Raw genomic sequence first — 23,744 nt, forward strand, 5'->3', positions numbered from 1 at the left:
CGAGTGATCGATGTGACCGAGCTCGGCGCGGTGGGCGACGGACGGACCGACGACAGCGCGGCGTTCGAGCGTGCCTACCGTCTCGCCGCCACCCAGGTCTCCGGCGGCGTCGGACGCACGGTGATCTGGATTCCCGCCGGCGAGTTCCTCATCACGCATCCGAACGCGCTGATGAACGGAGTCGCTCCGCTGCGGCCGGCCAACGGTCTGCGCTTCGTCGGGGCGGGCAAGCGCATGACCACCCTCGTCTTCCGCCCGAATGCCGGCCCGGGCTCCTATCTGTGCCGCAACGAGGACATCTGGTCGAACGTCTCCTTCGAGCGCATGCAGTTCCGCTCGGCCACACCGGGTGCCTCCTTCTTCAGCTCGTACTCCACCGGGCAGGCGCAGGACTACCGGTTCTCCGAGTGCGAGTGGATGGGGGAGTGGGAGTTCGGGCTCGCCCTGGAGGGTACGGACACCAACTCGGAGATGCGGTGGGAGGCGTGCCGGGTCGGCGGCAGCTACCGCCGGGCCTTCCTGTACTCGGGTCTGACCCGGCGCGGGCAGGCGGACGCCAACGACCAGGACCAGTTCCTCAACTACTGGTTCACCGACATGAAGGTCGAGTACGAGTGGGGCAACTTCCTCGAGTTCCCCTACGGCGGATCGATCACCTGCCGGGGCGGCTCGTACATCATCACCGGCACCCGCCCGGTGAGCACCGAGGAGTACGGCGTCAGCAGCACGTTCTTCCGCTTCCCCGTCGCCCAGCACCATGACTCGGTGCAGCGGTTCCACGCCCAGGACATCCGGTTCGAGGTGCGCAACCCGAACGTGCGGATCATCGACAGCGAATGGAGGAGCGGAACGATCCACTTCAGCGACTGCGACGACACCGGGCACGCCTTCCGGGACTTCTCCGCCGACGTGCGCCCGCACCGCTACTCGGTGGGGCCGCGAGGGCCGTTGATCCGCTACGACTCCTGCCAGTTGGTGGGCCGCCACGAATACCGGACCGACGGCCGGCAGCATCCCCTGTCGGCCGTCGCCCGCTACGACATGTGCCTGCTGCGCAGCCACGCGGTGAGCGCGTTCCTGGTCGCCGACAGCACCGACGGACCCGACTTCGTCAGCTTCGTCGACTGCCTGGACGTCCCCCGCACCGACGACACGCCCACGCAGGCCGACCCCGGCGGCCCGGTCTCCACGACCAGCCCGGTGGCACCCGGGAGCCCGCCGCCGCCCGCCGGTGATGCCGCCCCGCCCACCCCGAGCCCGCCGCCCTCCGCGGCGCCGGCGGCCGGCGGGTGATGCGTTCCGGACGCCGGCCCGCGGTGAGCCGCGCCGTCAGCGCACCACGCTCAGCGACAGCGCGAAGCGGTCCGCGCTGTCCGTCCACCAGTGCCGCAACTCCAGCCCGGCAGCGGCCAGTTCTGCGCCCACACCCTCCTTCCGGAACTTCGCCGACACCTCCGTACGCATCTCCTCGCCCGCCGTGAAGTCCACGGCGAGGTCGAGCGCGGGGACCTTCACGGTCTGCTCGGCGAGCGAGCGCAACCGCATCTCGATCCACTCGTTCTCGGCGTCCCACAGCGCCACGTGCTCGAAGGCGTCGGGGTCGAAGTCGGCGCCCAACTCGCGGTTGACGACGGTCAGTACGTTCTTGTTGAACGCGGCCGTCACACCCGCCGCGTCGTCGTACGCCGGGACCAGCACCGACGCGTCCTTGACCAGGTCCGTGCCGAGCAGCAGCGCGTCGCCCGGCGACAGCAGGGCGCGGACCGAGGACAGGAAGCCGGCCCGCTCGGCGGGCAGCAGATTGCCGATCGTGCCGCCGAGGAACGCCACCAGCCGGGGCCCGGGCGTGCCGGGCAGCGCCAGACCGCCGGTGAAGTCGGCGATCAGGGCGTGCACGCCGAGCCCGGGCCGCTCGGCGATCAGCGCCTCGCCCGCCTGCCGCAGCGCGCTCTCACTGACGTCGACCGGGACATACGTCTCCAGCTCCGACAGCGCGTCCAGCAGATACCGCGTCTTCTCCGACGAGCCGGAACCCAGCTCGACCAGGGTGCGCGCACCGGTCACGGCGGCGATCTCCCCGGCCCGGGCGACGAGGATCTCGCGCTCGGCCCGGGTCGGGTAGTACTCGTCCAACTCGGTGATCTGATCGAAGAGTTCGCTGCCGTGGGCGTCGTAGAACCACTTCGGCGGGAGGGTCTTGGGTGTGCGGGTGAGCCCGTGGAGAACGTCGGCGCGCAGGGCGGCCTCCGTAGCGTCCTCGGGCAGGGTGCGGGTGACCAGGAACGGACTCACGTACGAAGCTCCTCGGGTGGTACGGATGCCATCTCGTCGCTCATGTCCTGGAGCGGGGTGAGCCGTACCTCGGTGCGGCTCGCGATGACGAGGGTGCGGTCGGGTACCTCCTGCCAGCGGGGATCGTCGTCGTACGGTTCGGAGGCCACGACCGTGCGCGGGCCGGGCCCGGTGAGGTGGAAGAGGGTGTCGCCCCAGGTGGTCGCGGCGATCGTCGTGCCGTCGGTGAGCAGCAGGTTGAGCCGGGACCCGGGGGCCGCCTCGGCGACCTCCAGGACCGTACGGGCCAGCGCCCGCCCGACGTCGTCACCGGCGCGCAGCCGGTGCAGCACCAGCGCCCACACGAACGCCGAGTCGCAGCGCGCCTCCATCGACAGCAACTCCTCGGCGGGCAGGGCCTGTACGAGGGGTGCGAGGGACCCGGGCCAGCCCCTGACCGCCCCGTTGTGCCCGAACAGCCAGGCACCGGCGGCGAACGGCGCCGCCGCGGCCTCCCCGTCGGCGCCCGCCACCGTCGCGTCCCGCACGGCGGCGAGCAGCGCGGTGGTCCGGACGACCCGGGCGAGGTCGGCGAAGGACGGGTCCGCCCAGACGGGCCCGGTGCGCCGGTAGCGGGCCGGCACGGGATCGCCCTCCGCGTACCAACCCACCCCGAAACCATCGGCGTTGACGGTCCCGTACCGCTGGTGCCGGGGTGCCCACGACTGCCGGTACACCCCGTGCGGCGGCTCCACGACGAGGCTGCCGATCGCCTCCGGGGGCCCCAGGTAAGCGAGTTGACGGCACATCAGACGGCCTCCGAAGCACCCGGCGTACGGGCGGTGCGGAACCCGGAGAAGATCTGCCGCCGGATCGGATAGTCCCAGTTGCGGAACGTCCCCCGGCAGGCCACCGCGTCCACGGCGAACGATCCACCGCGCAGCACCTTGTACTCGGGCCCGAAGAACACCTCCGAGTACTCCTTGTACGGGAACATGCTGAACCCCGGGTACGGCGCGAAGTCGCTGGCCGTCCACTCCCACACGTCACCGATCAACTGCCGTACTCCGAACGGTGATTCACCGGCCGGATACGAACCGGCGGGCGCAGGCCGCAGATGCCGCTGACCGAGGTTCGCGTGCTCGGGGGCAGGGTCGGCGTCGCCCCACGGGTAGCGCGTCGAGCGGCCGGTCGCCGGGTCGTGCCGGGCCGCCTTCTCCCACTCTTCCTCGGTGGGCAGCCGGCGCCCCGCCCAGCGGGCGTACGCGTCCGCCTCGTACCAGCAGACGTGCACCACGGGCTCGTCGGGCGGCACCACCTCGGTGACCCCGAACCGCCGCCGCAGCCACTGCCCGCCGTCCCGGAACCAGAACTGCGGTGCGTACAGGGAGTGTTGGCGGACATGAGCCCAGCCCTCTGGTGTCCACCAACGCTGGTCGTCGTAGCCGCCGTCCTCGATGAACCGCTGATAGGCGGCGTTCGTCACCGGGACGGTGTCGATGAAGAAGGACGCCACTTCCCTCCGATGCGCGGGCCGTTCGTTGTCCAGGGCCCATGGCTCGGCGGAGGTTCCCATCGTGAACGGCCCACCGGGGACCAGGACTTCGGCCGGACCGGTGAAGGGGGGAGCGGGCTCGGGATCGGGAGCGCTGAGAACAACAGCCCCCTTCCTTAGCTGATGGGTGATCAGCATCGTCTCGTCGTGCTGCTGTTCGTGCTGGGCGATCATCCCGAAGGCGAACCCGGCCTCGGTCAGCCGTGCGCCCGTCCCCTCGAACGCGGCGCTCTCCAGCACGTCCAGGGCCCGGCCGCGCACCTCCGCCGCGTACTTACGCGCCTCGTCGGGCGGCAGCAGCGGCAGCGAGGGCCGTTCGGCGCGCGAGTGCTCGAAGGCGTCGTACAGGCCGTCGATCTCGGGCCGCATCGCCTCCCGCCCGGCGACCGCCCGCAGCAGCCACATCTCCTCCTGGTTGCCGATGTGCGCGAGGTCCCACACCAGCGGGGACATCAACGGCGAGTGCTGGGCGGTGAGTTCGGGATCGTCCACGGTGGTCAGAAGCGCGGTCCGCGCCCGCGCGGTGGTGAGCGCGGCCAGCGCACGCTCCCGGAGCGCCTCCGGATCCAGGGCGGGGTCGGTCATGTGCGGAGATCCTTCCCGTACGAGGTCCCGTGCGCACGCCGGTCCGTGCCGCGCACGCGGTCGAGCAGGTCGTCGGCGGGGCAACGGCCCGGTATGACATAGCGGTCGAGGTACGCGGCGACGGCGCCGACGACCTCCCGGCTCGCGCCGAGCCGGGGCAGCGCCTCCAGGGCGGCCGAGAAACAGACCACGGCCACCTCGTGCAGCTCCGGGTCGGTGAGGCCGTAGCGGGCCGCGTCGGCCCACAGCGGGTTGTGCGGAGCGGGCAGCGACTGGGTGCGCTCGGCGAGCGGCTTGACCGCCCGGTAGGCCCGCTCGGCGGCCTCGGGGTCGTCGAAGAGCGCGGCTGTCACGGCGAGCGGCACGATCCAGCCGTCGTCGCCGGGCTGCGCGTCGATCATGCGCAGTTCGAGATGGCCACGCGGTCTGACCGGCGGGAACAGGGTCGTCAGGTGGTAGTCGAGATCCTCCTGCGTCGGCGGCCGGGGCACCCCGGACCGGATCCACTCCCGGAACGTCAGCCCGTCCTCCGGTACATCCCAGGGCCCGCTGTCCCGTCGTACGCACATCACCGGGGCGTCGAGCACATGCTGTGCCCAGGCCTGCCTCGGTTCGGCGTCCAACGAGGGCGCTCCGGCCCGTCCGGCGCCGATCTCCATCCACAGCACCTGCCGGGTGGAACGCCAGCCGGTGGGGTTGCGCACGGCGAGCGGGGAGTTGGCGAAGGCGGCCACGAGGACCGCGCCGAGCTGGTGCGCGAGCCACCAGCGCCGTCCGTGCCCCAGGGGCCCCGGCTCCTCGTGACCGGCGTCGAGACACACCTGCACGGAGGCCGAGGTGCACATCATGGCGCGGCCGGCCGGGCCGGTGAGGTCGAGGGAGCGCTCCAGGGCGTCGTAGCGCGGCTCGTGCAGGAAGCGGCGGGGCGGGTGCCAGGGGTCCTGGCCCATACCGACGAGCCCGAGACCGTCCTCGCGCAGTACCGCGCGAACGGCGTCCAGATCGGCGGAGACGGATCCTATGCACTCCATCAGGGTGTCGGCGGGAGCGGAACTGAGTTCCAGCTGACCGCCCGGTTCGACGGTGAGCGCCGACCTGAGAGGCAGGGTCCGCAGGGAAGCGTAGGCCGCTTCGAGCCGTGCGGGTGTCACGGGGAGCTGCGGCTGGCGCAGCTCATGGACGAGCCATTCCACCTCGACACCGAGGGTACGGGGCGGTCCGGTCTTGAAACAGATTCCCCGGACGAGGGCTTCGACCTCGGCCTCGGAGAGGGCGGTGCGGCGTTTGGTACAGCCACTCGCCGAAGTGGCAGTGGACGCATCGGACATGTAGGGATCCTCCTGAGATTCCACCATGCCGCCGGCCCGGCTTCGGGTGGGCCGGTCAGGCAACGCTCGTCCCACCCAAACCCCTCACGCCGAATCGCACAAGGGTGCACATGGGCACTTTCAGGACGATGGATCTCCGTTTCCATGACGTTTCCAGGCCGTTCGCCGACCCGGAAAACTCTGTTGCACCGCATGTCCAGCATCGCCCACGATGCCTGTATGAGCACGGCGGGGGAGCGAGTACCAGGCACGGTCATGGCGCACACGGGGGTGGCGCCATGAGCGCCCGCCTGCGCGACCTCGCGCGTGGTACGGAGGAGATCGTCGCGGCCGGTTCCTATCGAGCGTCCGACGGGCGTGAGGTGCAACTCGCCGCGACGATCAAGGCCGCCAGAGAGGGCACGCGCCTCTTCGGCCCGAGCCCACTGGACCTACTCCGGGCACCCTCACCGCTGGCCACCTCCTTCGAGGTCACAGGCGAGAGCAGCCTGGAGGCCGCCCGCCGCCTCCCCGGCCCGGTGGCGGTCCTGAACTTCTCCTCGGCCCGCAATCCGGGCGGCGGCTACCTGAACGGCGCCCAGGCCCAGGAAGAGGCCCTGTGTCGAGCCTCGGCGCTGTACACCTGCCTGACGGCGGTGCGCGAGTTCTACGACCACCACCGCACCCACCGCGACCCGTTCTACACGGACCGCGTCATCCACTCACCCGGGGTCCCGGTCTTCCGCGACGACCGTGGCCACCTCCTGGACACCTCATACACGGCGGGCTTCCTGACCTCGGCGGCCCCGAACGCGGGGGTGATCCGACGAACGTCCCCGGAGCGCGAGGCGGCCATCCCACAGGCCCTCGCATCACGTGCGGAACGGGTCCTGGAGGTGGCCGCGAGGGAGGGCTACCGCCGCCTGGTCCTGGGCGCATGGGGCTGCGGAGTCTTCCAGAACGACCCGCGCATGGTGGCGGCCACGTTCAGAGACCTCCTGGTGGGCGGCCGTTTCGAGGGCAGATTCGAGAGGGTCGTGTTCGCAATCCTGGACCGCACGAGAGGCGCGACGACAAGGGCTGCATTTGAACATACGTTCGCTGGAGCGACCTGCCTTTAGGGGCGCGGGGAACTGCGCGACCAGCCCCCACAGACCCGCACCCGGCGAACAACCGAAACTCACCGCCACCCGTACCGCTCCTGCAACCGCCGAACAACAGAGTTGAACCGCATCCGATCCAACGCACAAGCCTCCCGCCGCATCCCGTCTTCGAACAGCCGCAGCACCCGATCCACATCAACCCAGGAATCGCGCCCGGTCCGATCCCAGGGCCCGCTGCCAATGGCGACCCACTCCCGATCCCCGTCATGCCGCTTGCTGGACAACTGCACGGCCAGAAACGTCCCCCCGGCCTCACGGGCGACGACAAGGACGGGCCGGTCCTTCCCCCGCCCGTCGTTCTCCTCGAACGGCACCCAGGTCCACACGATCTCCCCGGGATCGGGATCCCCGTCGTGGGCGGGCGAGTACTCCGTACGCACCCGCCCCACATCGCGAGGATCGGCCTCGGTGGTGGCGGAGGGGCCGTAACGCCCCGGAACATCGGCATCGGGAAAGGCAGTCACGAGGCACACGTTAGAGCCTGCGTACTGCCCTTCCCCGCATCACCCCTGCTCCTTCACCTACTCCTTCTCCACCGGCACCTTCTGCGTAGCCGGCGCCGCCACCCCGTTCAGCGCCGAAGTCCCGTTCGCCGACTGCCCGTTCTGGTTCATGGACGCGAGCAGCTGTCGTGCAAGGCCCAGCCCCGTACCGCCCATCGTGAGGGCCTTGGCGAGCATCTCCGCCATACCGTCCGCGCCGTTGAGCACCACCATGTTGTCCACGCTGCCGAACGCGGACGCACCGGCCTTCACGATCTCCGGCCAGTTCTCGGCGAGTTGCTGGGCGACCACGGCCTCCTGGTTCTCCGCGAGCGCGGCGGCCCGCGCCTTGATGGTCTCCGCCTCCGCGAGCCCCTGCGCCCGGGTCGCCTCGGCGGCGGCGAGCCCCTTGGCCTGGGACGCGGCGGCCTCGGCCTCACCGGTGGCCCTGGTCGCCAGGGCGGCGGCCGTACCCCGTGCCTTGGTCGCCTCGGCCTCGGCGGTCGCGGCCGTCTTGACCCGGTTCGCCTCGGCCAGGGCCGCCAGCTCCGTCTCCTTGGCCTTGGCCTGCGCCGCCGAGATCCGCGCGTCACGCTCGGCCTCGGCCCGCGCCCGCGTCTCGTAGGCCTGCGCGTCCGCCGGCTTGCGGACGTCCGCCTGGAGCTGCTGTTCCCGGCGCAGGGCGTCGAGTTCGGCGATGCGGGTCTCCTGGACGACGACGTCCTGCCGGGCGGCGGCGTCCGCGAGCGGTCCGGCCTGGCGGGCCTTCGCCGCTGCCTTGTCGCGCTCCGCCTGGTACCCGGCCTGGAGGATCTCGCTGTCCCGGGTGGCCTCCGACATCCGCGCCGCGGCCTTCTGCTCGGCCTCGGTGGCGAGCCGGTTCGCCTCGGCCTGTGCTATCCGCGCGTCCCGCTGGACGGCGGCTGCGTGCGGCATGGCGAGGTTCTTGATGTACCCGGTCGGGTCCTCGATCTCGTGGATCTGGAGGGAGTCCACGATCAGCCCGAGCTTCTCCATCTCGGTGCCGCACGCGGCCCGGGTCTGCCCGGTGAGCTTCTCGCGGTCGCGGATCATCTCCTCGACGGTCAACCCGCCGACGATGGACCGCAGATGACCGGCGAACACGTTGTGCACGCGCTCCGCCATCATCTTCTGCTGGTCGAGGAAGCGACGGCCCGCGTTGGCGATCGACACGAAGTCGTCGCCCACCTTGAAGATGACCACGCCCCGCACCTTCAGCGGAATGCCCTGGGTGGTCACACAGTCCACGTGCAGCTCGGTCTCGTTGAGGTCGAGCGAGATCTTCCGCACCGCCTGCATCCCGGGCAGCACGAGCGTGCCCCGCCCGGTGACGATCCGGAACCCCATGCCTTCCTCAAGGCCTTCGGTCCTGTGCTTGGAACCGGAGATGATGAGTGCCTCGTTGGGTTCAGCGACCCGCCACATCATCTTGAACACACCGATGAGAACGAGGATCCCGGCTACCGCGATCCCCGCAACGACGCCGACGAACATCGGCATACGCCCCCTTTGCCTGGTGCCCTTTCGGCACCGAACGAAGGCAAGGGTGCTCCTGCGCGACGCAGGGGTACAGATGCTGACGAATCCTTGTTGCAAGCTTGACGCACACGTGATCGTCCGCAGACGATTCGGTCACCCGGTGTGCCCGGCCGGACTCAACTGTCGTACGCGGCGGTGACGTAGACCGTCCGAGGCGGCAGGTACTCCACGACCATCACCACCGTCCCCCGCTCGATGCGGTCCTGCGCGGCTGCGGGATACGCCAGGAAGTGCTCGGCGCCACCGCGCACCCGGACGATCACCTCGCCGACCAGCCCCGGTCCGATCGTGCCGGTCACCCGCCCCATCAAGCCGACCATCGGCGCGTCGTCCATGGTCACAGCGTACGGGCCGAAGCCCCCTTATGCCGCTGCCGAGTCGGCGACGGGTTCGTACGGCGGCCACCGCTCGTGCCAGCGCAGGTCGGCCTCCAACTGCGCGGCCAGCGAGACCAGCAGCGGCTCACTGTTCGCCGGACCGAGCAACTGGGCGCCCACCGGCAGCCCTTCACCCACGAACCCCGCCGGGACGTTCACCCCGGGCCAGCCCAGCACGTTCCACGGCCAGGCGTACGGGCAGGCGGCGATCATCGCGCGGTCGGTCGCCAGTCCGTTCAGCGGCAGCATCGCCCCGATGCGCGGCGGGGGAGCGGCCGTCGTCGGCGAGAGGATCACGTCGTACGAGGAGAACAGAGCGCCGATCCGCCGTTGCAAGGCGGACTCCGCCCGCCGGGCCAGTCGCAGCGGGGGCCCGCCGAGCAACCGGCCGAGCCGGGCGGCGTCCAGGGTGCGCCGGTCGAGGAGCGCGGGGAAGGGGGCCTCGCGGACCCGCTCGGCGAGACCGGCGGTGGCGCGGGGGACGAAGGTGAGCCCGATCTGCCCGTACGCAGGGTCGGCCTCCTCGACCGTGTGGCCCAACGCGACGAGTTTCTCGGCGAGTTGGACGATCCGGGCCCGTACGTCGGGCTGGAGCCGGGCGGGCAGCGCGGTGAACGGCGGTTTGAGGGAGAGCGCGATGCGCAGTCGTCCGGGGTCGCGGCCGGCCGCCTCGGACGCGCTGATCGTCCGCGGTTGATGCAGGTCCCGTACGTGGTTGCCGCTCGCCGCGTCCAGGAGGAGGGCCGCGTCCGCGACCGTACGGGCCAGGGTGCCGTTGACCGTGATGCCCTGGAAGGACTCGGGGCGCGGCCAGGTCGAGACGCGTCCGCGCTGCGGCTTGATGCCGATCAGATGGGTCCAGGACGCGGGGATGCGCACCGAGCCGGCGCCGTCCGAGCCGAGAGCGGCGGGGACCAGGCCCGCGGCGACGGCGGCGGCCGAACCGCCGGACGAGCCGCCCGGGGTGTGGTCGGGATGCCAGGGATTGCGGGTCGCGCCGAAGGCGGGGCCCTCGGTGAAGGGCCACTGGCCGAGTTCGCAGGTGTTGGTCTTGCCGATGACGATCGCCCCGGCCGCGCGCAGCCGTCGCACGGCCTCCCCGTCCTCGGCCACCGGCGGGAACTCGCCCGGACAGCCGAACGCGGTCGGCTCGCCCGCCACGTCCGTGTCGTCCTTCACGGCCACCGGTACGCCGAGCAGCATCCGGCGTCCTCCTGCCGCCAACTCCCGGTCGGCCGCGTCGGCTTCGGCGAGCGCCGCCTCGGCCCGTACGAGCCGGAACGCGTTGAGGGTGCCCTGCGTCGCTCCGATCCGGGCGAGGGCCTGCTCGACGAGGGTCCGCGAGGTCACCTCGCCGTCGGCCAGCGCACGGGCGCACTCCGTGAGCCCGGCGGCACGTGCGGCACGTTCGGCAGTCATCCGGACACCTCCGTCGCACACCGTCATGCCACGCCGGTGTGTTCCCCATAGCTATTTCACAGCTTCCTACCGAACGGTAACGGCTGGCGGGGCGGCGCGGTGCGGTATGTCGAATGCGGCGCGGCCGGGCGGAAGTTCACAGGTCCGGAGCGTGTCGGAAGTATTGACGTGCGCACGACTCGGACCTACGGTCTGACCGATTTACCGAACCGCGTTCGCAATGTCGAACGTGGAGAGCCGTCGGTTGGATCGTCAAGGAGCCGCTCGTGACCAGACCCCGCCCCACCCCCTCCCGCCGCAGCCTCCTGCGCGCGCTGGCCGCTCTGCCCGCCTCGGCGCTCGTGCTGGGCGAATTCCCCGGACTGCTCGGCACCGCCGCCGCGGCGGCCCCGCCCAGCGGCTCCGCCACGCGCTACACCATCGTGCCGTTCCTCAACAGCAACGACGGCACGGTGAACGTCTACCAGTCCGACGACGCCACCGACTTCCGGCTCGTGCAGTCCTCGGCCTACACCCCGCCCAGCAACCGCATCCGCGACGCGAGCGTCTTCAAGCACACCAACGGCTACTACTACGTCACCTACACCACGCACACCTGGCAGGACACCAGCACCACCATCGGCTTCGCCCGCAGCTCGGACCGCGTCAACTGGACCTTCCTGTACGACTACACGGTCCCGATCACCAGTCTGTCCCGCGCGTGGGCGCCCGAGTGGTTCGTCGACAGCGACGGCAGCGTCAACGTCATCGTGTCCTGCTCGGTCACCAGCGACGAGTGGATCTTCACCCCGTATCTGCTCAAGGCGACCAACTCGGCGCTCACGGCGTGGACTTCACCGGTGGCCCTGTCCGGCATAGGCTCGAACCACATCGACACGTGCATCGTGAAGATCGGCTCGACCTACCACGCCTTCCCGAAGAACGAGACGACGAAGTACATCGAGTACGCCACCGCGACCAGCCTCGCCGGCCCCTACACCATCTCGAAGACCGGCAACTGGGCCGGCTGGGGCAGCTACCGCGAGGGCCCGTCCGTGATCCAGCTCGACAACGGCGGCTGGCGGATCTTCTTCGACGGTTACGGCGACGGGACCTACTACTACAGCGACAGCTACGACACGTTCGCCACCTGGACCGCCCCCAAGGCGCTGCCCGTGGTATCCGGTACGGCACGCCACTTCACCGTCATCAAGGAGACGGTCAGCGGCGGCCCGACCCTGTCGACCGGCGTGACCCGCTCCTTCCGGTCGGCCAACTACTCGACGCGGTACTGGACGGTGGAGTCCTCCCTGCTCAACCTCCCCGTGGTGAGCAGCTCCAGCACCACCGCGGTCAAGCAGGCGGCCACCTTCACGGTCGTCGCGGGCCTCGCCGACGCCAACGGCTATTCGTTCAGGGACAGTTCGGGCAACTATCTGCGCCACTACAACTACCGCGCCCGCTTCGACGCCAACGACGGCACGACGTCCTTCGCGAAGGACGCCACGTTCATCGCCCGGACGGGCACGGCGTCGGGCTCGATCCGCTTCGAGTCGTACAACTACCCCGGCTACTTCCTGCGCCACTACAACTACCAGCTGCGCGTGGACGTGACAGACGGCACGGACACCTTCCGGCAGGACAGCTCCTTCACCCCGGTGACGGCCTGGGCGTAACTCCATTGCTTTCTAAGTGAGTTACGCGCGTCCCAAATGCCGCATGGTCAGGGCCAGTTGCAGTCTGAGCCTGCCCTGCGGGGGACGGACGGGCCACCCGAGCAGTGCCTCGGCGTGGCCCAACCGGTCCTGGAGCGTGGAGTGGTGGACGTTGACCTCGACGGCGGCTCCCCGCAGGCTCGCCGTCGAGGCGACGGCGTGCAACGTCGTCAGTATCCAGGGTGCGTCCGCGACCGCCGCCTCCAGCGCCTGGACGTCGGGCGGCGGATCGGCCCCCGGCACGACCAGCTCGGCGAGCAGCCCGATACCGCCCAGCTCATCGGCGTACACGACCCGTGGTCCGGGGGAGTGCGGGGTGCCGTCGGCGGTGAACCGGAGCGCGGTCCGGGCGGCGGCCCAGGAGCCCGGCAGTTCGAGCACCGGCCCGGCGGGGCCGACTCCGACCCGGCCGGGCGGGAGAGCGGGGTCGGGGGATCTGACGTGATCCGGTGAGTCCGGGCCGCCCTCGAAGGGGGCGGGCCTGCGCAGGGCGGACGCGGTCAGGATCCGGGGCGGGCCGTCCAGCGGGGCGACCGCGCGGGCCGGGGAGGCGGGGTCCAGGCCCAGAGCGCGGGCCGCGTGCAGCCGTACCTGCTCGGGTGCGGTGGCGTCGAGGAGAGTCTCGACGAGCGCCGGGTCGTCGGCGCGGGCCGCCGGTGCGCGGCCACGGGTGCGGTCGAGGACGGTACGGATGGCTGCCGCCGCGCGTTCCAGGATCACCGCGTCGACGACGCTGGGTGCTTCGGCTCGCTCCAGCCACAGGGCCGGGGCGCCGTCCGGTGACAGCGGGGCGGAGGGCCAGGCGGGGTCGGGCGGCTGGTCCGTGTCGCGGCGGCGGCCGTCGGTCTCGACCCGCAGGTGTACGCGCCGGCCGGCGTCGGCGAGCCGTGCGGGGCAGCCGGCCAGGACGGAGGCGCCGCGCACCAGCGCCTCAAGGCCGGCGCGGTGCTCGGCCAGGCGGTCGAAGTAGGCGATGACCCGGACGGCGGCACCGGCGTCCGGGTCCAGCGCGGTCAGGCGCCCCGCCAGCTCTTTCATGCGCCCCATGGTGCCAGTTGCTCCGCAGGTTGTGCGGTTCCTTGTCCGCGGGCCCGGTGGGGGCTGGGCGCGCAGTTCCTCGCACCCCTATGGGGGCTGCGCCCCCGGTCCCCCGGGCACAGGGGCTGTCGGTTCGGTGTTCTGGTGCGGGTTCGGTGGGGGCTGGGCGCGCAGTTCCCCGCGCTCATATGGGGGCTGCGCCCCCATATGAGGGGACTGGTCGCCCGAGTCTTGTCGCTGGGGGCGCAGTAGGGCCCTTGGTGGGGCGCAGCCCCCTAAGGGGCGCGGGGAACTGCGCGCCCAGCCCCCACGGACCCGCAGCGAACAACCCTCCCCGCGCCCCCCTCACTCCGCCAGCAGCCTGCGCAGCCACTTCACCTGGGCCGACTGGCTGGCCTGGGAGAGGGCTGCCTGGGGGGCGAAGCCGTCGAAGCCGTGGAAGCCGCCCGGCCAGACGTGCAGCTCGGCCGCGCCGCCGGCCTGCCAGAGGCGGGTGGCGTAGGCCACGACCTCGTCGCGGAACGTCTCGGCGGAGCCGACGTCGAGGAAGGCCGGGGGGAGGCCGGACAGGTCCTCCGCGCGGGCGGGGGCGGCGTACGGGGAGACGTCCGGGCCGCCGCGCTCCGCGCCGAGCAACGCCGTCCAGCCCGTCTCGTTGGCCGTGCGGTCCCACACGCCCACGCCCGCCATCTGGTGCGAGGAAACGGTGTCGTTGCGGTCGTCGAGCATCGGGCACATCAGCAGCTGTCCGAGGGGGCGCGGTCCCTTGCGGTCCCTCAGGAGCAGCGCCAGCGCCGCCGTCAGGCCACCGCCCGCGCTGGCCCCCGCGATGACGATCCGCTCGGGATCGGCGCCGATCTCCTCGGCGTGGTCGGCGGTCCACAGCAGTCCGGCGTAGACGTCGTCGATCGGTGCCGGGTACGGATGCTCCGGCGCCAGGCGGTACTCCACCGACACCACCACCGCGCCCAGCTCCTTGCCCCACCGCAGCGGCCCGTCCACGCCGACGCGGTTGTTGCCGATGACCATGCCGCCACCGTGGACGTGGTAGATCACGGGGAGTGGATTCTCTGTCGCCGGAGCGGTCGGGCGACAGATCAGCAGCGAGATGTCCGGCGCGTTCTCCGGGCCCGGCACGACCCGGTCCTCGACCTCGAAGGCTCCGCCCAGCGTCAGGTCCATGTCCGCCAGCATCGCGAGACCGGGCCCGTTGCGGGTGGCCTCGATCTCGTCCATCGTCAGCTGGGGCGGCACCGCGTCCTTGAGCATCTCCAGGACGGCGGCGAGTTCGGGGTCGAACGGGGGCGGCGTAAGCGTCATTGTCTCTGTTCCTCATGCTGCGTGCGGCGGATCGTACGACGATGATCCGCGCGCCCGCCGGATTCCGGAGCGCCGCCGTCCGGCGGGACTTGCCCGCCATCCGGCGGGTAGCCCGGTCGGCCCAGCCGCGGCCGGACCGGCGCACGCACCGGTGACCTGGGATTTTGCCAGGTAATGAGCCGTTGTTCACCGCTTCGGGGTGGAAGTGATCACTGGTGATGACAACGCTGCCATTGCACATCTTTTCTTTGGAGTACCTGTGAACGTCTCTTTCAACGTCTGGGCGCTGACCGTCGTCGCCCTGTGCGTCCTCGTCGCCGTCGATTTCTTCATCGGCCGCAAGCCCCACGACGTGTCCCTGAAGGAGGCCAGCACCTGGACCGTGGTGTGGGTGGTCCTCGCCTGTCTGTTCGGGCTCGGGCTGCTGATCTACGGCGGGAGCAAGCCCACGGGTGAGTTCTTCGCGGGGTACATCACCGAGAAGTCGCTGAGTGTCGACAACCTCTTCGTCTTCGTCCTGATCATGGGCAAGTTCGCGGTGCCCTCGCAGTACCAGCAGCGGGTGCTGATGGTCGGCGTGCTCGTCGCCCTCGTGCTGCGGGCCGGGTTCATCGCGGCCGGCGCGGCGATCATCTCCACGTTCTCGTGGGTCTTCTACATCTTCGGCGCCTTCCTCATCTGGACCGCCTGGAAGCTCGTCCAGGACGCCAAGAAGGGCTCGCACGGGGAGGGGGCCGAAGAGTACGAGGAGAACAAGCTGCTCAAGATGGCCGAGCAGCGGTTCGGCGTCGCCGACCGGTACCACGGCACCAAGCTGTTCATCGTCGAGAACGGCAAGCGGATCATGACGCCGATGATGGTGGTGATGCTCGCGATCGGCTCCACGGACGTGCTGTTCGCGCTCGACTCCATCCCCGCCATCTACGGGCTGACCCAGGACCCCTACATCGTCTTCACCGCCAACGCCTTCGCCCTGATGGGTCTGCGCCAGCTGTACTTCCTCATCGGCGGCCTGCTGAAGAAGCTGGTCCACCTCAGTTACGGCCTGTCGATCATCCTGGGCTTCATCGGCGTGAAACTGGTGCTGCACGCGCTGCACGAGTCCGGCGTGCACGTGCCGGAGATCTCCATCCCCTTCTCGCTCGGCTTCATCGTCCTCGTCCTGGCCGTCACGACCGTGACGAGCCTGCGGGCCTCGAAGAAGCAGGAGGAGGCCGAAGCCGAGGCCGAAGCCGAGGCCGAAGCCCAGGCTTGACTTCGTGTGCGCTCCAGGAACTAGCTTCGCTCGGGGAACACCGCTGGATGCAGGCGAACGGAGACGGACATGCGGCTCGGCGTGCACATCAACAGGTTCAACCACTCCTCGGGTGCCGCCGCGCTCGGCCCCGAACTGGCGGCGGCCGGTGCCGCGGCCGAGGCGGCGGGCGTCCACCGGCTCACGGTCATGGACCACTACTTCCAGATGGAGTTCAACGGCGGCGCCGAGGACCCCATGCTGGAGGCCTACACGACCCTCGGCTTCCTCGCCGCCCACACCTCCACGATCCGCCTCGGCGCGCTGGTGACCGGGGTGACGTACCGCCACCCCGGCCTGCTCGCCAAGATCGCCACCACCCTCGACGTGCTGTCCGGCGGCCGGGCCACCCTCGGCATCGGGGCCGCATGGTACGACCGCGAGCACGAGGGGCTCGGGGTGCCGTACCCGGCGACGGCCGAGCGCTTCGAGCGACTGGAGGAGACCCTGCGGATCTGCCTCCAGATGTGGGACCCGGACGCCAACGGGCCCTTCGAGGGCACCCACTACCGGCTCGCCGAGACCCTCTGCGTCCCGGCGCCGGTCAGCTCACCGCACCCGGAGATCATGATCGGCGGCGGAGGCGAGCGGAAGACGCTGCGCCTGGTCGCCCAGTACGCGGACGCCTGCAACCTGTTCGCGACCAGCCCGGAAGAGGTCGGGCACAAGCTCGACGTCCTGCGCGGCCACTGCGACAGCGTCGGACGCCCGTACGACGACATCACCAGGACGCTCGTCTACATGGGCGAGGCGCTGGCCGAGAACGACGTCGACGCCTTCGTCCGGGACATCGAGGGCTACGCGAAGTTCGGCATCGAGACGGTGATGCTGGGACCGCGTACGGGCGAACCGGCCGCGTGGATCGAGCAGTTCGTGGCCCCGGCGGTGCGGCGCGCGGCCGAGCTGGGCTGAGACGAGACAAGAAAAGGGGCCGGAGCCCGTGCGGCTCCGGCCCTCTCTCATGCGTACGTCGTCACGAGTACGTCGAATCAGGCGGCGGCGGGCGTGGCCTGGCCGTGGATCAGGCCGATGACCTCGGTCAGCTGCGCGGCGACCTCGGCGTCGTCGGCGGGGTGGGTCTCGGCGAAGCGGACCACGGAGCCGGGGATGGAGAGCTTGATGTCCTCAAGGACCTTGGCACCGGCGATGCCCACGGCCTTGCGGGCCTCGTCCTGCGCCCAGACGCCGCCGAACTGGCCGTAGGCGGTGCCGACCACGGCGACCGGCTTGTCGGAGAGGGCGCCGGCGCCGTGCGGGCGGGACAGCCAGTCGATGGCGTTCTTCAGGACGGCCGGAATCGTGCCGTTGTACTCGGGGGAGAAGAGCAGCAGGGCGTCGGCCGTGCCGGCGGCCTCACGCAGCGCGGCGGCGGCGGCCGGGACGCTGCCCTCGACGTCGATGTCCTCGTTGTAGAACGGGATGTCGGCAAGGCCTTCGTACAGCACGACCTCGGCGCCCTCGGGAGAGAGCTTCACGGCGGCCTCTGCGAGCTGACGGTTGTGCGAACCGGCACGAAGGCTGCCGACGAGAGCAAGGATGCGAACAGACATGGGGGACTCCACAGGGGGGCTGAAACGTGGTCGTTACGATCCGGACCGAGGTCCGTTTAAAGTTGTACCAGTGAAACGGACCAGGGTCCAGTTTTCTTCCTGGGCGTTACGCTGTCTTCATGTCCGAGTCCCTGCCGCCCTTCCCGAAGCCCTCGGGCCGGGCTGAGGCGCCCCAGCTGCTGGAACTGAGCACCGGCATCGGCGCCGAAGCCGACGAGCCGTGCCTGCGCGCCGACGCCGCGCGCAACCGCGCCCGCCTGCTGGAGGCCGCCGCGCGGCTGGTGGAGGAGTGCGGGGTGGGCTGCGTGACCATGGAGGCGGTGGCCGTCGCGGCACAGGTGGGCAAGGGCACCGTGTTCCGGCGCTTCGGGGACCGCACCGGCCTGCTGATGGCGCTGCTCGACCACTCGGAGAAGAAGCTCCAGGCCGCCTTCCTGTCCGGCCCGCCGCCGCTCGGACCGGGAGCGCCGCCCGTGGAGCGGCTGCGCGCGTTCGGTGTCGCGGTGCTGCGCCGGACCGTCGACGAGCTGGAACTGCAACTGGCCGCCGAGGGCGAACCGGGCCGCCGCTTCGCTTCCGCACCCCGCATGGTGCTGTCCGGGCACGTCACCCTGCTGCTGCGGCAGACCATTCCGGACGCCGACTGCGAACTTCTCGCGAAAACGCTGATGGGCTATCTGGATCCGGCCCTTGTCCACCACTTGACCAAGCAGTGCGGGATGCCGACGGCGCGGCTGGAGGCGGGCTGGATCGACCTCGTCGACCGGATCGCCGGTGGTACGCCTTCGTATTGACCGCGAGTTTCGGCCATTCGCCGGGCAGGTGCTCCGGCCCGCACGGGTGGTCAACCAGTGCAATCCGTCCGGGACTTGGTGCGGGCTGTCCGGAAAGCGCGTTCGGTGCGCGGCTGTTCGGGGTCGGGCCCCGAACCCGTAGTCCAGCCGCTCTCGGCAATCCGGAAACGATCTTTTGATGATCTTTCTGAAGCGTTTCAGTAAAGCGCTTTCCTGAAGCGCTTTCGTCAACCGCCTTTGCTACCGGGTCGATTGCGAAGTTCCCCCGCTCCGAACCTTGCCCCGAGCTTCTGCAAAGATGCCGTACGTCATGGTGCAGATACCGAATTCGGCCGCCCCGGCGGCGTCCCAGCCGCGCTCCGTGCCCACGAGCGCGGATGTGGCACGCCTGGCCGGCGTCTCGCGCGCAACCGTCTCCTACGTCCTCAACAACACCAGTGCCGTCCGGATCAGCGAACCCACCCGCCGCCGTGTCCACGAGGCCGCGGAGGAACTCGGGTACGTTCCGCACGCGGCGGCCCGCAGCCTGCGGGCCGGCCACAGCCGTATGGTCCTGATGCCCGCCCCGAGCGTGCCGATAGGCCCGCTCTACAGCCAGTTCATCAACGAACTCCAGTGGGCGCTCAGCCGCCTCGACTACACCGTCGTGCAGTACGCCTCCGTCGGTCTGCGCGGGGACGAGGCCGCCCGGGCCTGGGCCGAACTGCGGCCCGCCGCCGTCCTCGTGCCCGTCGGCGGGCTCGGACCGCAGGGCGTGGCCGTCCTGAAGCGCTCCGGCGCTCGGGCCGTCGTCACGCTCGGTTCCGAGCGCATCGAGGGCGCGCACAGCCTGCTCATCGACCACGAGGGTGTCGGCCGCACGGCGGGCGCCCACCTGTACGCCCGAGGCCGTCGCCGCATCGGCGTCGTCGTGCCCGAGGAGCCGGGCCTGAAGGTCTTCTCCAAGCCCCGTCTCGACGGGGTGCGCGGCGCGGTGGAGGGCACGGACGCCTCGGTGACCGTGCTGTCGCTCGCCTACGAGGAGGAGTCAGCGGCCCGCCTCGCCGCCCGCTGGCCCGAACTCGGCCTGGACGCCGTCTTCGGGTTCAACGACGAGTACGCGATGCTCCTGATGCGCGCCCTCCAGGACGAGGGCGTCACCGTCCCCGACGACACGGCGCTCGTCGGTGCCGACGACCTGATCCTCGGCCGGCTGCTGCGGCCCAGACTGAGCACGGTCCACATCGAACTCCCGGCCGGGAAGGACCTCGCGGAACTCGTCGACCGCGCGGTACGCAACCCCGGCGCCGCCCCCGAGACCCACCACGTCCTCGGCGCGACACTCGTCCACCGCGACTCCAGCTGAATCGCTGCGCTGGGCTTTGGGGGGTCGGGTGCGTGGGGTCGGGGGTTCGGTGCGGGTCCGGTGGGGGCTGGTCGCGCAGTTCCTCGCGCCCCTGTTGGGGGCGCGTCTGAGCGTGCCCCCTCGGTGTGATGCTCGTTCGTCGCGGCTTCAGGTGTGTGAGGTTTAGGGTCTGCTGCGGGTTCGGTGGGGGCTGGTCGCGCAGTTCCTCGCGCCCCTGTCGAGGCGCGTCTCGCTGGCGTGCGTGGGGGAAGTGTCGTTGCTTTTCGCTGACCCGAACCGTCTGACAGGCCATAGGATGTTGCACGCTCAACCAGCTGGGGATGCCGTCGAACACCGGACGCCGCGTGCTGCTCTGCCGTGCGCCGGATCACCGCATCCCGCTCCGCGGCCGACGAACGGCCGCGAACCACACGGGACCCGCGTTCGCTCCGCGCGTCCCGCCGGTGACTGAAACGGAGAGCCGCAATGCCGTTGCTCGACCCCAAGACCTGGCAGTCCCACGCCGCCCGTCCCCTGTCGGGCCCCGAGTACACCGTCACCGAGCCCGCCACCGGCGAGGCGCTCGGCACGGTCGTGCTCGCCACCGGTGAGGACGTCGGACCGGCCGCGCAGGCCGCCCGTACCGCCCAGGCGGCCTGGGCACGCACCCCGCACTTCGTCCGCGCCGGAGTGCTCCGCAAGGCGGGCGACCTGTTCGCCGCGCACACCGAGGAACTGCGCGACTGGATCGTCCGCGAGTCGGGCTCGATTCCCGGCAAGGCCGAGTTCGAGCTGCATGTCGCCGCTCAGGAGTGCTACGAGGCCGCCGCTCTCGCCTCCCGCCCCGCCGGACAGGTGCTGCCCTCCGAGGCGCCCCGGCTGTCCTACACCCGGCGCGTGCCCGTCGGAGTGGTCGGCGTGATCTCGCCGTTCAACGCCCCGCTGATCCTCTCCATCCGCTCCGTCGCCCCGGCCCTCGCGCTCGGCAACGCGGTCGTCCTGAAGCCGGACCCGCGTACGGCGGTCTGCGGCGGGCTGTCCCTGGCCGCGATCTTCGCCGAGGCTGGCCTGCCCGAGGACCTGCTGCACGTACTGCCGGGCGGCCCCGACGCGGGTCAGGCACTGGTCGCCGACCCGCTCGTCCCCGTCATCTCCTTCACCGGCTCCACGGCCGCGGGCCGGGCCGTCGGCGAGGCGGCCGGCCGTCACCTCAAGCGCGCGCACCTCGAACTCGGCGGCAACTCCGCCCTGGTCGTCCTGGAGGACGCCGACCTCGACGCGGTGATCTCCACCGCCGCCTGGGGCTCCTTCTTCCACCAGGGCCAGATCTGCATGACGACCGGCCGCCACCTCGTCCACGAGTCGCTGTACGGGGAGTACGTCGAGCGGCTCGCCGCCAAGGCCGACTCCCTCGCCGTCGGCGACCCGCACCGCGCCCAGGTCCACCTCGGCCCGATCATCGACGGCGCCCAACTGGCCAAGATCCACGGCCTGGTGGAGTCCAGCACGGCGAGTGGCGCGAGGCTTGCGGCCGGCGGCACGCATGAGGACCTCTTCTACCGGCCGACGGTTCTTGCCGACGTCGATGAGCGGACCCCCGCGTATGCGGAGGAGGTCTTCGGGCCGGTTGCGCCCGTGCGCTCGTTCGCGACCGTCGATGAGGCTGCCGCCCTTGCCGCGGACGGTCCCTACGGGCTGTCGCTCGGCATCGTCACGCGTGACACGGCACGTGGCCTGGACCTTGCCGAGCGCATTCCGACCGGGATCGTCCACATCAACGATCAGACGGTCAACGACGAGGCCGTGGCGCCGTTCGGTGGGGTTGCCGCGTCCGGCACGGGTGCGCGGTTCGGTGGGGAGTCGAACTTGGAGGCGTTCACTGACGTGCGGTGGACGACTGTGCGGGGGGATGTGGCGCCGTACCCGTTCTAAGCGCTCGGCTTGGAAGGCCGGTGCGTTGTCGGCTGCGGGTTCGTTGTGGCTGGTCGCGCAGTTCCCCGCGCCCCTGCGGGCTGCGGCGCCCCAGGGGACGCGGGCCCCGGCCTGGCTACTCGGCCTGCTGGGCCGCCACCGACTTGCGGACCTCGTCCATGTCGAGCTTGCGGGCCTGGCCGATGACGTCTGTCAGGGCGGCCTCGGGGAGGGCGCCCGGCTGGGCGAAGACGGCGACCTGGTCGCGGACGATCATCAGGGTCGGGATGGACTGGATACCGAAGGCCTGCGCCAGCTCCGGCTGCGCCTCCGTGTCGATCTTGCCGAACACCAGGTCCGGGTTGTCCTCGGCGGCCTTCTCGTACACCGGGGCGAACTGACGGCACGGTCCGCACCACGACGCCCAGAAGTCGATCAGCACGAACTCGTTCTCCGTGACCGTCTGGTCGAAGTTCTCCTTGGTCAGCTCCACGGTGCTGCTCATGACCTGATTCCTCTTCCTGCTGTCGGGTCGTTTCCGGTGAGTCGCGCTCGGACAACACGTCCCGGCGACGGCGTATTCCGCGCGCTTACCCGTGTGGCCACCGGGCACACCACCCACCAGACTGGCCCCATGACGGAAACGGAATCCAACGTGTACGACGTAGTGGTGCTGGGTGCCGGACCCGTGGGGGAGAACGTCGCCGACCGCACTCGCGCGGCCGGTCTCTCCACCGCGATCGTGGAGAGCGAACTGGTCGGCGGCGAGTGCTCCTACTGGGCCTGTATGCCCAGCAAGGCCCTGCTGCGCCCGGTCATCGCCCGCGCCGACGCCCGCCGCGTGCCCGGCCTGAGCCACCTCGTCCAGGGCCCCCTGGACGCCGAGGCGGTCCTCGCCCACCGTGACTACGAGACCTCGAACTGGCAGGACGACGGACAGATCGGCTGGCTGGAGAGCATCGGCGCCGATCTCTACCGGGGCCAGGGGCGCCTGGCCGGGACCCGCACGGTGACGGTGACCGGCGAGGACGGCTCGACGCGCGTGCTCACGGCCCGGCACGCGGTCGCCGTGTGCACGGGCACCAGCGCCCAGCTGCCCGACCTGCCGGGTCTCGCCGAGGTCGGACCCTGGACGAGCCGGGAGGCGACCAGCGCCAAGTCGGTGCCCGGCAGACTGATCGTGGTCGGCGGCGGTGTCGTCGCCGTCGAGATGGCCACGGCCTGGCAGGCGCTCGGCTCGCAGGTCACCCTGCTGGTGCGCGGCAAGGGCCTGCTGCCCCGCATGGAGCCCTTCGCGGGCGAGCTGGTCGCCGAGGCGCTGGCGGAGGCGGGCACCGACGTCCGCACGGGGACCTCGGTCCAGTCGGTGACCAGGGAGAACGGCACCGTCGTGGCGGTCACGGACACCGGCGACCGGATCGAGGCCGACGAGATCCTCTTCGCCGTCGGCCGCGCCCCGCGCACCGACGACATCGGCCTCGACACGGTCGGTCTGGAGCCGGGCTCCTGGCTGCCGGTCGACGACAGCCTGCGGGTCACCGGCAGCGAGTGGCTGTACGGGGTCGGCGACGTCAACCACCGCGCTCTCCTCACCCACCAGGGCAAGTACCAGGCCCGGATCGCGGGCGCCGCCATCGCTGCCCGCGCGGCCGGCGTACCGCTCCTGGAGACCGACCCCTGGGGTGCCCACGCGGCCACCGCCGATCATGGCGCGGTCCCGCAGGTCGTGTTCACCGACCCGGAGGCGGCTGCTGTCGGCCTCTCCCTCGCCGAGGCGGAGCAGGCGGGCCGCCGGGTGCGCGCGGTCGACGTCGAGTTCTCCTCGGTCGCGGGCGCCGGCCTGTACGCCGACGGCTACCGGGGCCGCGCCCGCATGGTCGTCGACCTCGACCGCGAGACCCTGCTCGGCGTGACCTTCGTCGGCCCCGGAGTGGGCGAACTGATCCACTCGGCGACCGTCGCCGTCGCCGGACAGGTGCCGCTGGGGCGGCTGTGGCACGCGGTGCCGTCGTATCCGACGATCAGCGAGGTCTGGCTACGGCTCCTGGAAGCGTTCCGCGACGGGAAGTAGCAGTAGGGCGGGCCCAGTTGGCGAGGGCG

The 23,744-nt window shown here is 71.0% G+C and carries 21 protein-coding genes; 9 read left to right on the plus strand and 12 right to left on the minus strand.

The features are described 5' to 3' along the window. Positions 1-3 precede the first annotated feature (3 nt). Positions 4-1,293, plus strand: coding sequence for a glycosyl hydrolase family 28-related protein (locus ACWDR4_RS08610; RefSeq protein WP_450405609.1), 1,290 nt, complete (start codon positions 4-6; stop codon positions 1,291-1,293). Between the two features lie 36 nt (positions 1,294-1,329). Here the strand turns inward: ACWDR4_RS08610 and egtD are convergent, their stop codons facing one another. The 4 genes from egtD to egtA are packed head-to-tail and all read right to left on the minus strand — an operon-like array spanning position 1,330 to position 5,739. Beyond that, on the minus strand, positions 1,330-2,292 hold the full coding sequence (egtD, locus tag ACWDR4_RS08615; RefSeq protein ID WP_450405612.1) for an L-histidine N(alpha)-methyltransferase: 963 nt from the start codon (positions 2,290-2,292) through the stop codon (positions 1,330-1,332). Further along, complete coding sequence (gene egtC / locus ACWDR4_RS08620) at positions 2,289-3,080, minus strand: ergothioneine biosynthesis protein EgtC (protein WP_450405615.1); 792 nt, start codon at positions 3,078-3,080, stop codon at positions 2,289-2,291. Before egtC ends, egtD begins: the two co-directional genes overlap by 4 nt. Next, positions 3,080-4,411 carry an ergothioneine biosynthesis protein EgtB gene (gene egtB / locus ACWDR4_RS08625; RefSeq protein WP_450405618.1) on the minus strand — a complete coding sequence of 444 codons (1,332 nt, stop codon included), beginning with the start codon at positions 4,409-4,411 and terminating at the stop codon, positions 3,080-3,082. Before egtB ends, egtC begins: the two co-directional genes overlap by 1 nt. Beyond that, the gene (gene egtA / locus ACWDR4_RS08630; protein ID WP_450405621.1) at positions 4,408-5,739 is read right to left on the minus strand and encodes an ergothioneine biosynthesis glutamate--cysteine ligase EgtA; all 1,332 of its coding nucleotides are present in this window, start codon (positions 5,737-5,739) and stop codon (positions 4,408-4,410) included. Before egtA ends, egtB begins: the two co-directional genes overlap by 4 nt. Before the next feature lie 278 nt (positions 5,740-6,017). Between egtA and ACWDR4_RS08635 the strand changes: the two genes are divergently transcribed. Continuing rightward, a complete protein-coding gene (locus ACWDR4_RS08635; protein WP_450405624.1) occupies positions 6,018-6,839 on the plus strand; it encodes a TIGR02452 family protein in 822 nt (273 codons plus the stop codon). A 59-nt stretch (positions 6,840-6,898) separates the two neighbouring features. Here ACWDR4_RS08635 and ACWDR4_RS08640 read toward each other — a convergent pair whose 3' ends face one another. The 4 genes from ACWDR4_RS08640 to ACWDR4_RS08655 form a co-directional block, all read right to left on the minus strand. Then, on the minus strand, positions 6,899-7,345 hold the full coding sequence (locus tag ACWDR4_RS08640) for a type II toxin-antitoxin system PemK/MazF family toxin (RefSeq protein WP_450405627.1): 447 nt from the start codon (positions 7,343-7,345) through the stop codon (positions 6,899-6,901). A 57-nt stretch (positions 7,346-7,402) separates the two neighbouring features. Beyond that, positions 7,403-8,884: a flotillin family protein gene (locus ACWDR4_RS08645; protein ID WP_450405630.1), complete on the minus strand. Its 1,482-nt coding sequence runs from the start codon at positions 8,882-8,884 to the stop codon at positions 7,403-7,405. Between the two features lie 155 nt (positions 8,885-9,039). Beyond that, positions 9,040-9,264, minus strand: a complete 225-nt coding sequence (locus ACWDR4_RS08650; protein WP_369032243.1) for a hypothetical protein — start codon at positions 9,262-9,264, stop codon at positions 9,040-9,042. A gap of 21 nt (positions 9,265-9,285) precedes the next feature. Further along, entirely contained in the window at positions 9,286-10,719 is a 1,434-nt protein-coding gene (locus tag ACWDR4_RS08655) for an amidase (RefSeq protein ID WP_450405633.1), read from the minus strand. Between the two features lie 266 nt (positions 10,720-10,985). Between ACWDR4_RS08655 and ACWDR4_RS08660 the strand changes: the two genes are divergently transcribed. Then, entirely contained in the window at positions 10,986-12,374 is a 1,389-nt protein-coding gene (locus ACWDR4_RS08660; RefSeq protein WP_450405636.1) for a glycoside hydrolase family 43 protein, read from the plus strand. Positions 12,375-12,395: 21 nt separating this feature from the next. Here the strand turns inward: ACWDR4_RS08660 and ACWDR4_RS08665 are convergent, their stop codons facing one another. Both ACWDR4_RS08665 and ACWDR4_RS08670 read right to left on the minus strand, forming a co-directional pair. Beyond that, positions 12,396-13,451, minus strand: coding sequence for a helix-turn-helix domain-containing protein (locus tag ACWDR4_RS08665; RefSeq protein WP_450405638.1), 1,056 nt, complete (start codon positions 13,449-13,451; stop codon positions 12,396-12,398). A gap of 345 nt (positions 13,452-13,796) precedes the next feature. Continuing rightward, positions 13,797-14,771, minus strand: a complete 975-nt coding sequence (locus tag ACWDR4_RS08670) for an alpha/beta hydrolase (protein ID WP_450405641.1) — start codon at positions 14,769-14,771, stop codon at positions 13,797-13,799. A gap of 259 nt (positions 14,772-15,030) precedes the next feature. Here ACWDR4_RS08670 and ACWDR4_RS08675 point away from each other — a divergent pair, with 259 nt between their 5' ends. Together ACWDR4_RS08675 and ACWDR4_RS08680 are read left to right on the plus strand one after the other, a co-directional pair. Then, positions 15,031-16,026, plus strand: coding sequence for a TerC family protein (locus ACWDR4_RS08675; protein WP_450405643.1), 996 nt, complete (start codon positions 15,031-15,033; stop codon positions 16,024-16,026). Positions 16,027-16,095: 69 nt separating this feature from the next. Then, the gene (locus ACWDR4_RS08680; RefSeq protein WP_450405646.1) at positions 16,096-16,977 is read left to right on the plus strand and encodes an LLM class F420-dependent oxidoreductase; all 882 of its coding nucleotides are present in this window, start codon (positions 16,096-16,098) and stop codon (positions 16,975-16,977) included. A 77-nt stretch (positions 16,978-17,054) separates the two neighbouring features. On the opposite strand, the gene ACWDR4_RS08685 is transcribed toward ACWDR4_RS08680, so the two are convergent. Further along, entirely contained in the window at positions 17,055-17,615 is a 561-nt protein-coding gene (locus ACWDR4_RS08685) for an NAD(P)H-dependent oxidoreductase (protein WP_450405648.1), read from the minus strand. Positions 17,616-17,734: 119 nt separating this feature from the next. On the opposite strand from ACWDR4_RS08685, the gene ACWDR4_RS08690 reads away from it, so the two are divergent. From ACWDR4_RS08690 to ACWDR4_RS08700, 3 genes are all read left to right on the plus strand, one after another. Then, positions 17,735-18,409, plus strand: coding sequence for a TetR/AcrR family transcriptional regulator (locus ACWDR4_RS08690; protein WP_450405651.1), 675 nt, complete (start codon positions 17,735-17,737; stop codon positions 18,407-18,409). 310 nt (positions 18,410-18,719) lie between these two features. After that, positions 18,720-19,754, plus strand: coding sequence for a LacI family DNA-binding transcriptional regulator (locus tag ACWDR4_RS08695; protein WP_450405654.1), 1,035 nt, complete (start codon positions 18,720-18,722; stop codon positions 19,752-19,754). A gap of 465 nt (positions 19,755-20,219) precedes the next feature. After that, entirely contained in the window at positions 20,220-21,665 is a 1,446-nt protein-coding gene (locus ACWDR4_RS08700) for a benzaldehyde dehydrogenase (protein ID WP_450405656.1), read from the plus strand. 115 nt (positions 21,666-21,780) lie between these two features. On the opposite strand, the gene trxA is transcribed toward ACWDR4_RS08700, so the two are convergent. Beyond that, positions 21,781-22,149: a thioredoxin gene (gene trxA / locus ACWDR4_RS08705; RefSeq protein WP_319090984.1), complete on the minus strand. Its 369-nt coding sequence runs from the start codon at positions 22,147-22,149 to the stop codon at positions 21,781-21,783. Between the two features lie 129 nt (positions 22,150-22,278). Between trxA and ACWDR4_RS08710 the strand changes: the two genes are divergently transcribed. Then, positions 22,279-23,715: a dihydrolipoyl dehydrogenase family protein gene (locus tag ACWDR4_RS08710; protein ID WP_450405659.1), complete on the plus strand. Its 1,437-nt coding sequence runs from the start codon at positions 22,279-22,281 to the stop codon at positions 23,713-23,715. Positions 23,716-23,744: the final 29 nt, after the last annotated feature.

The sequence above is a fragment of the Streptomyces sp. NPDC000878 genome (assembly GCF_053599695.1).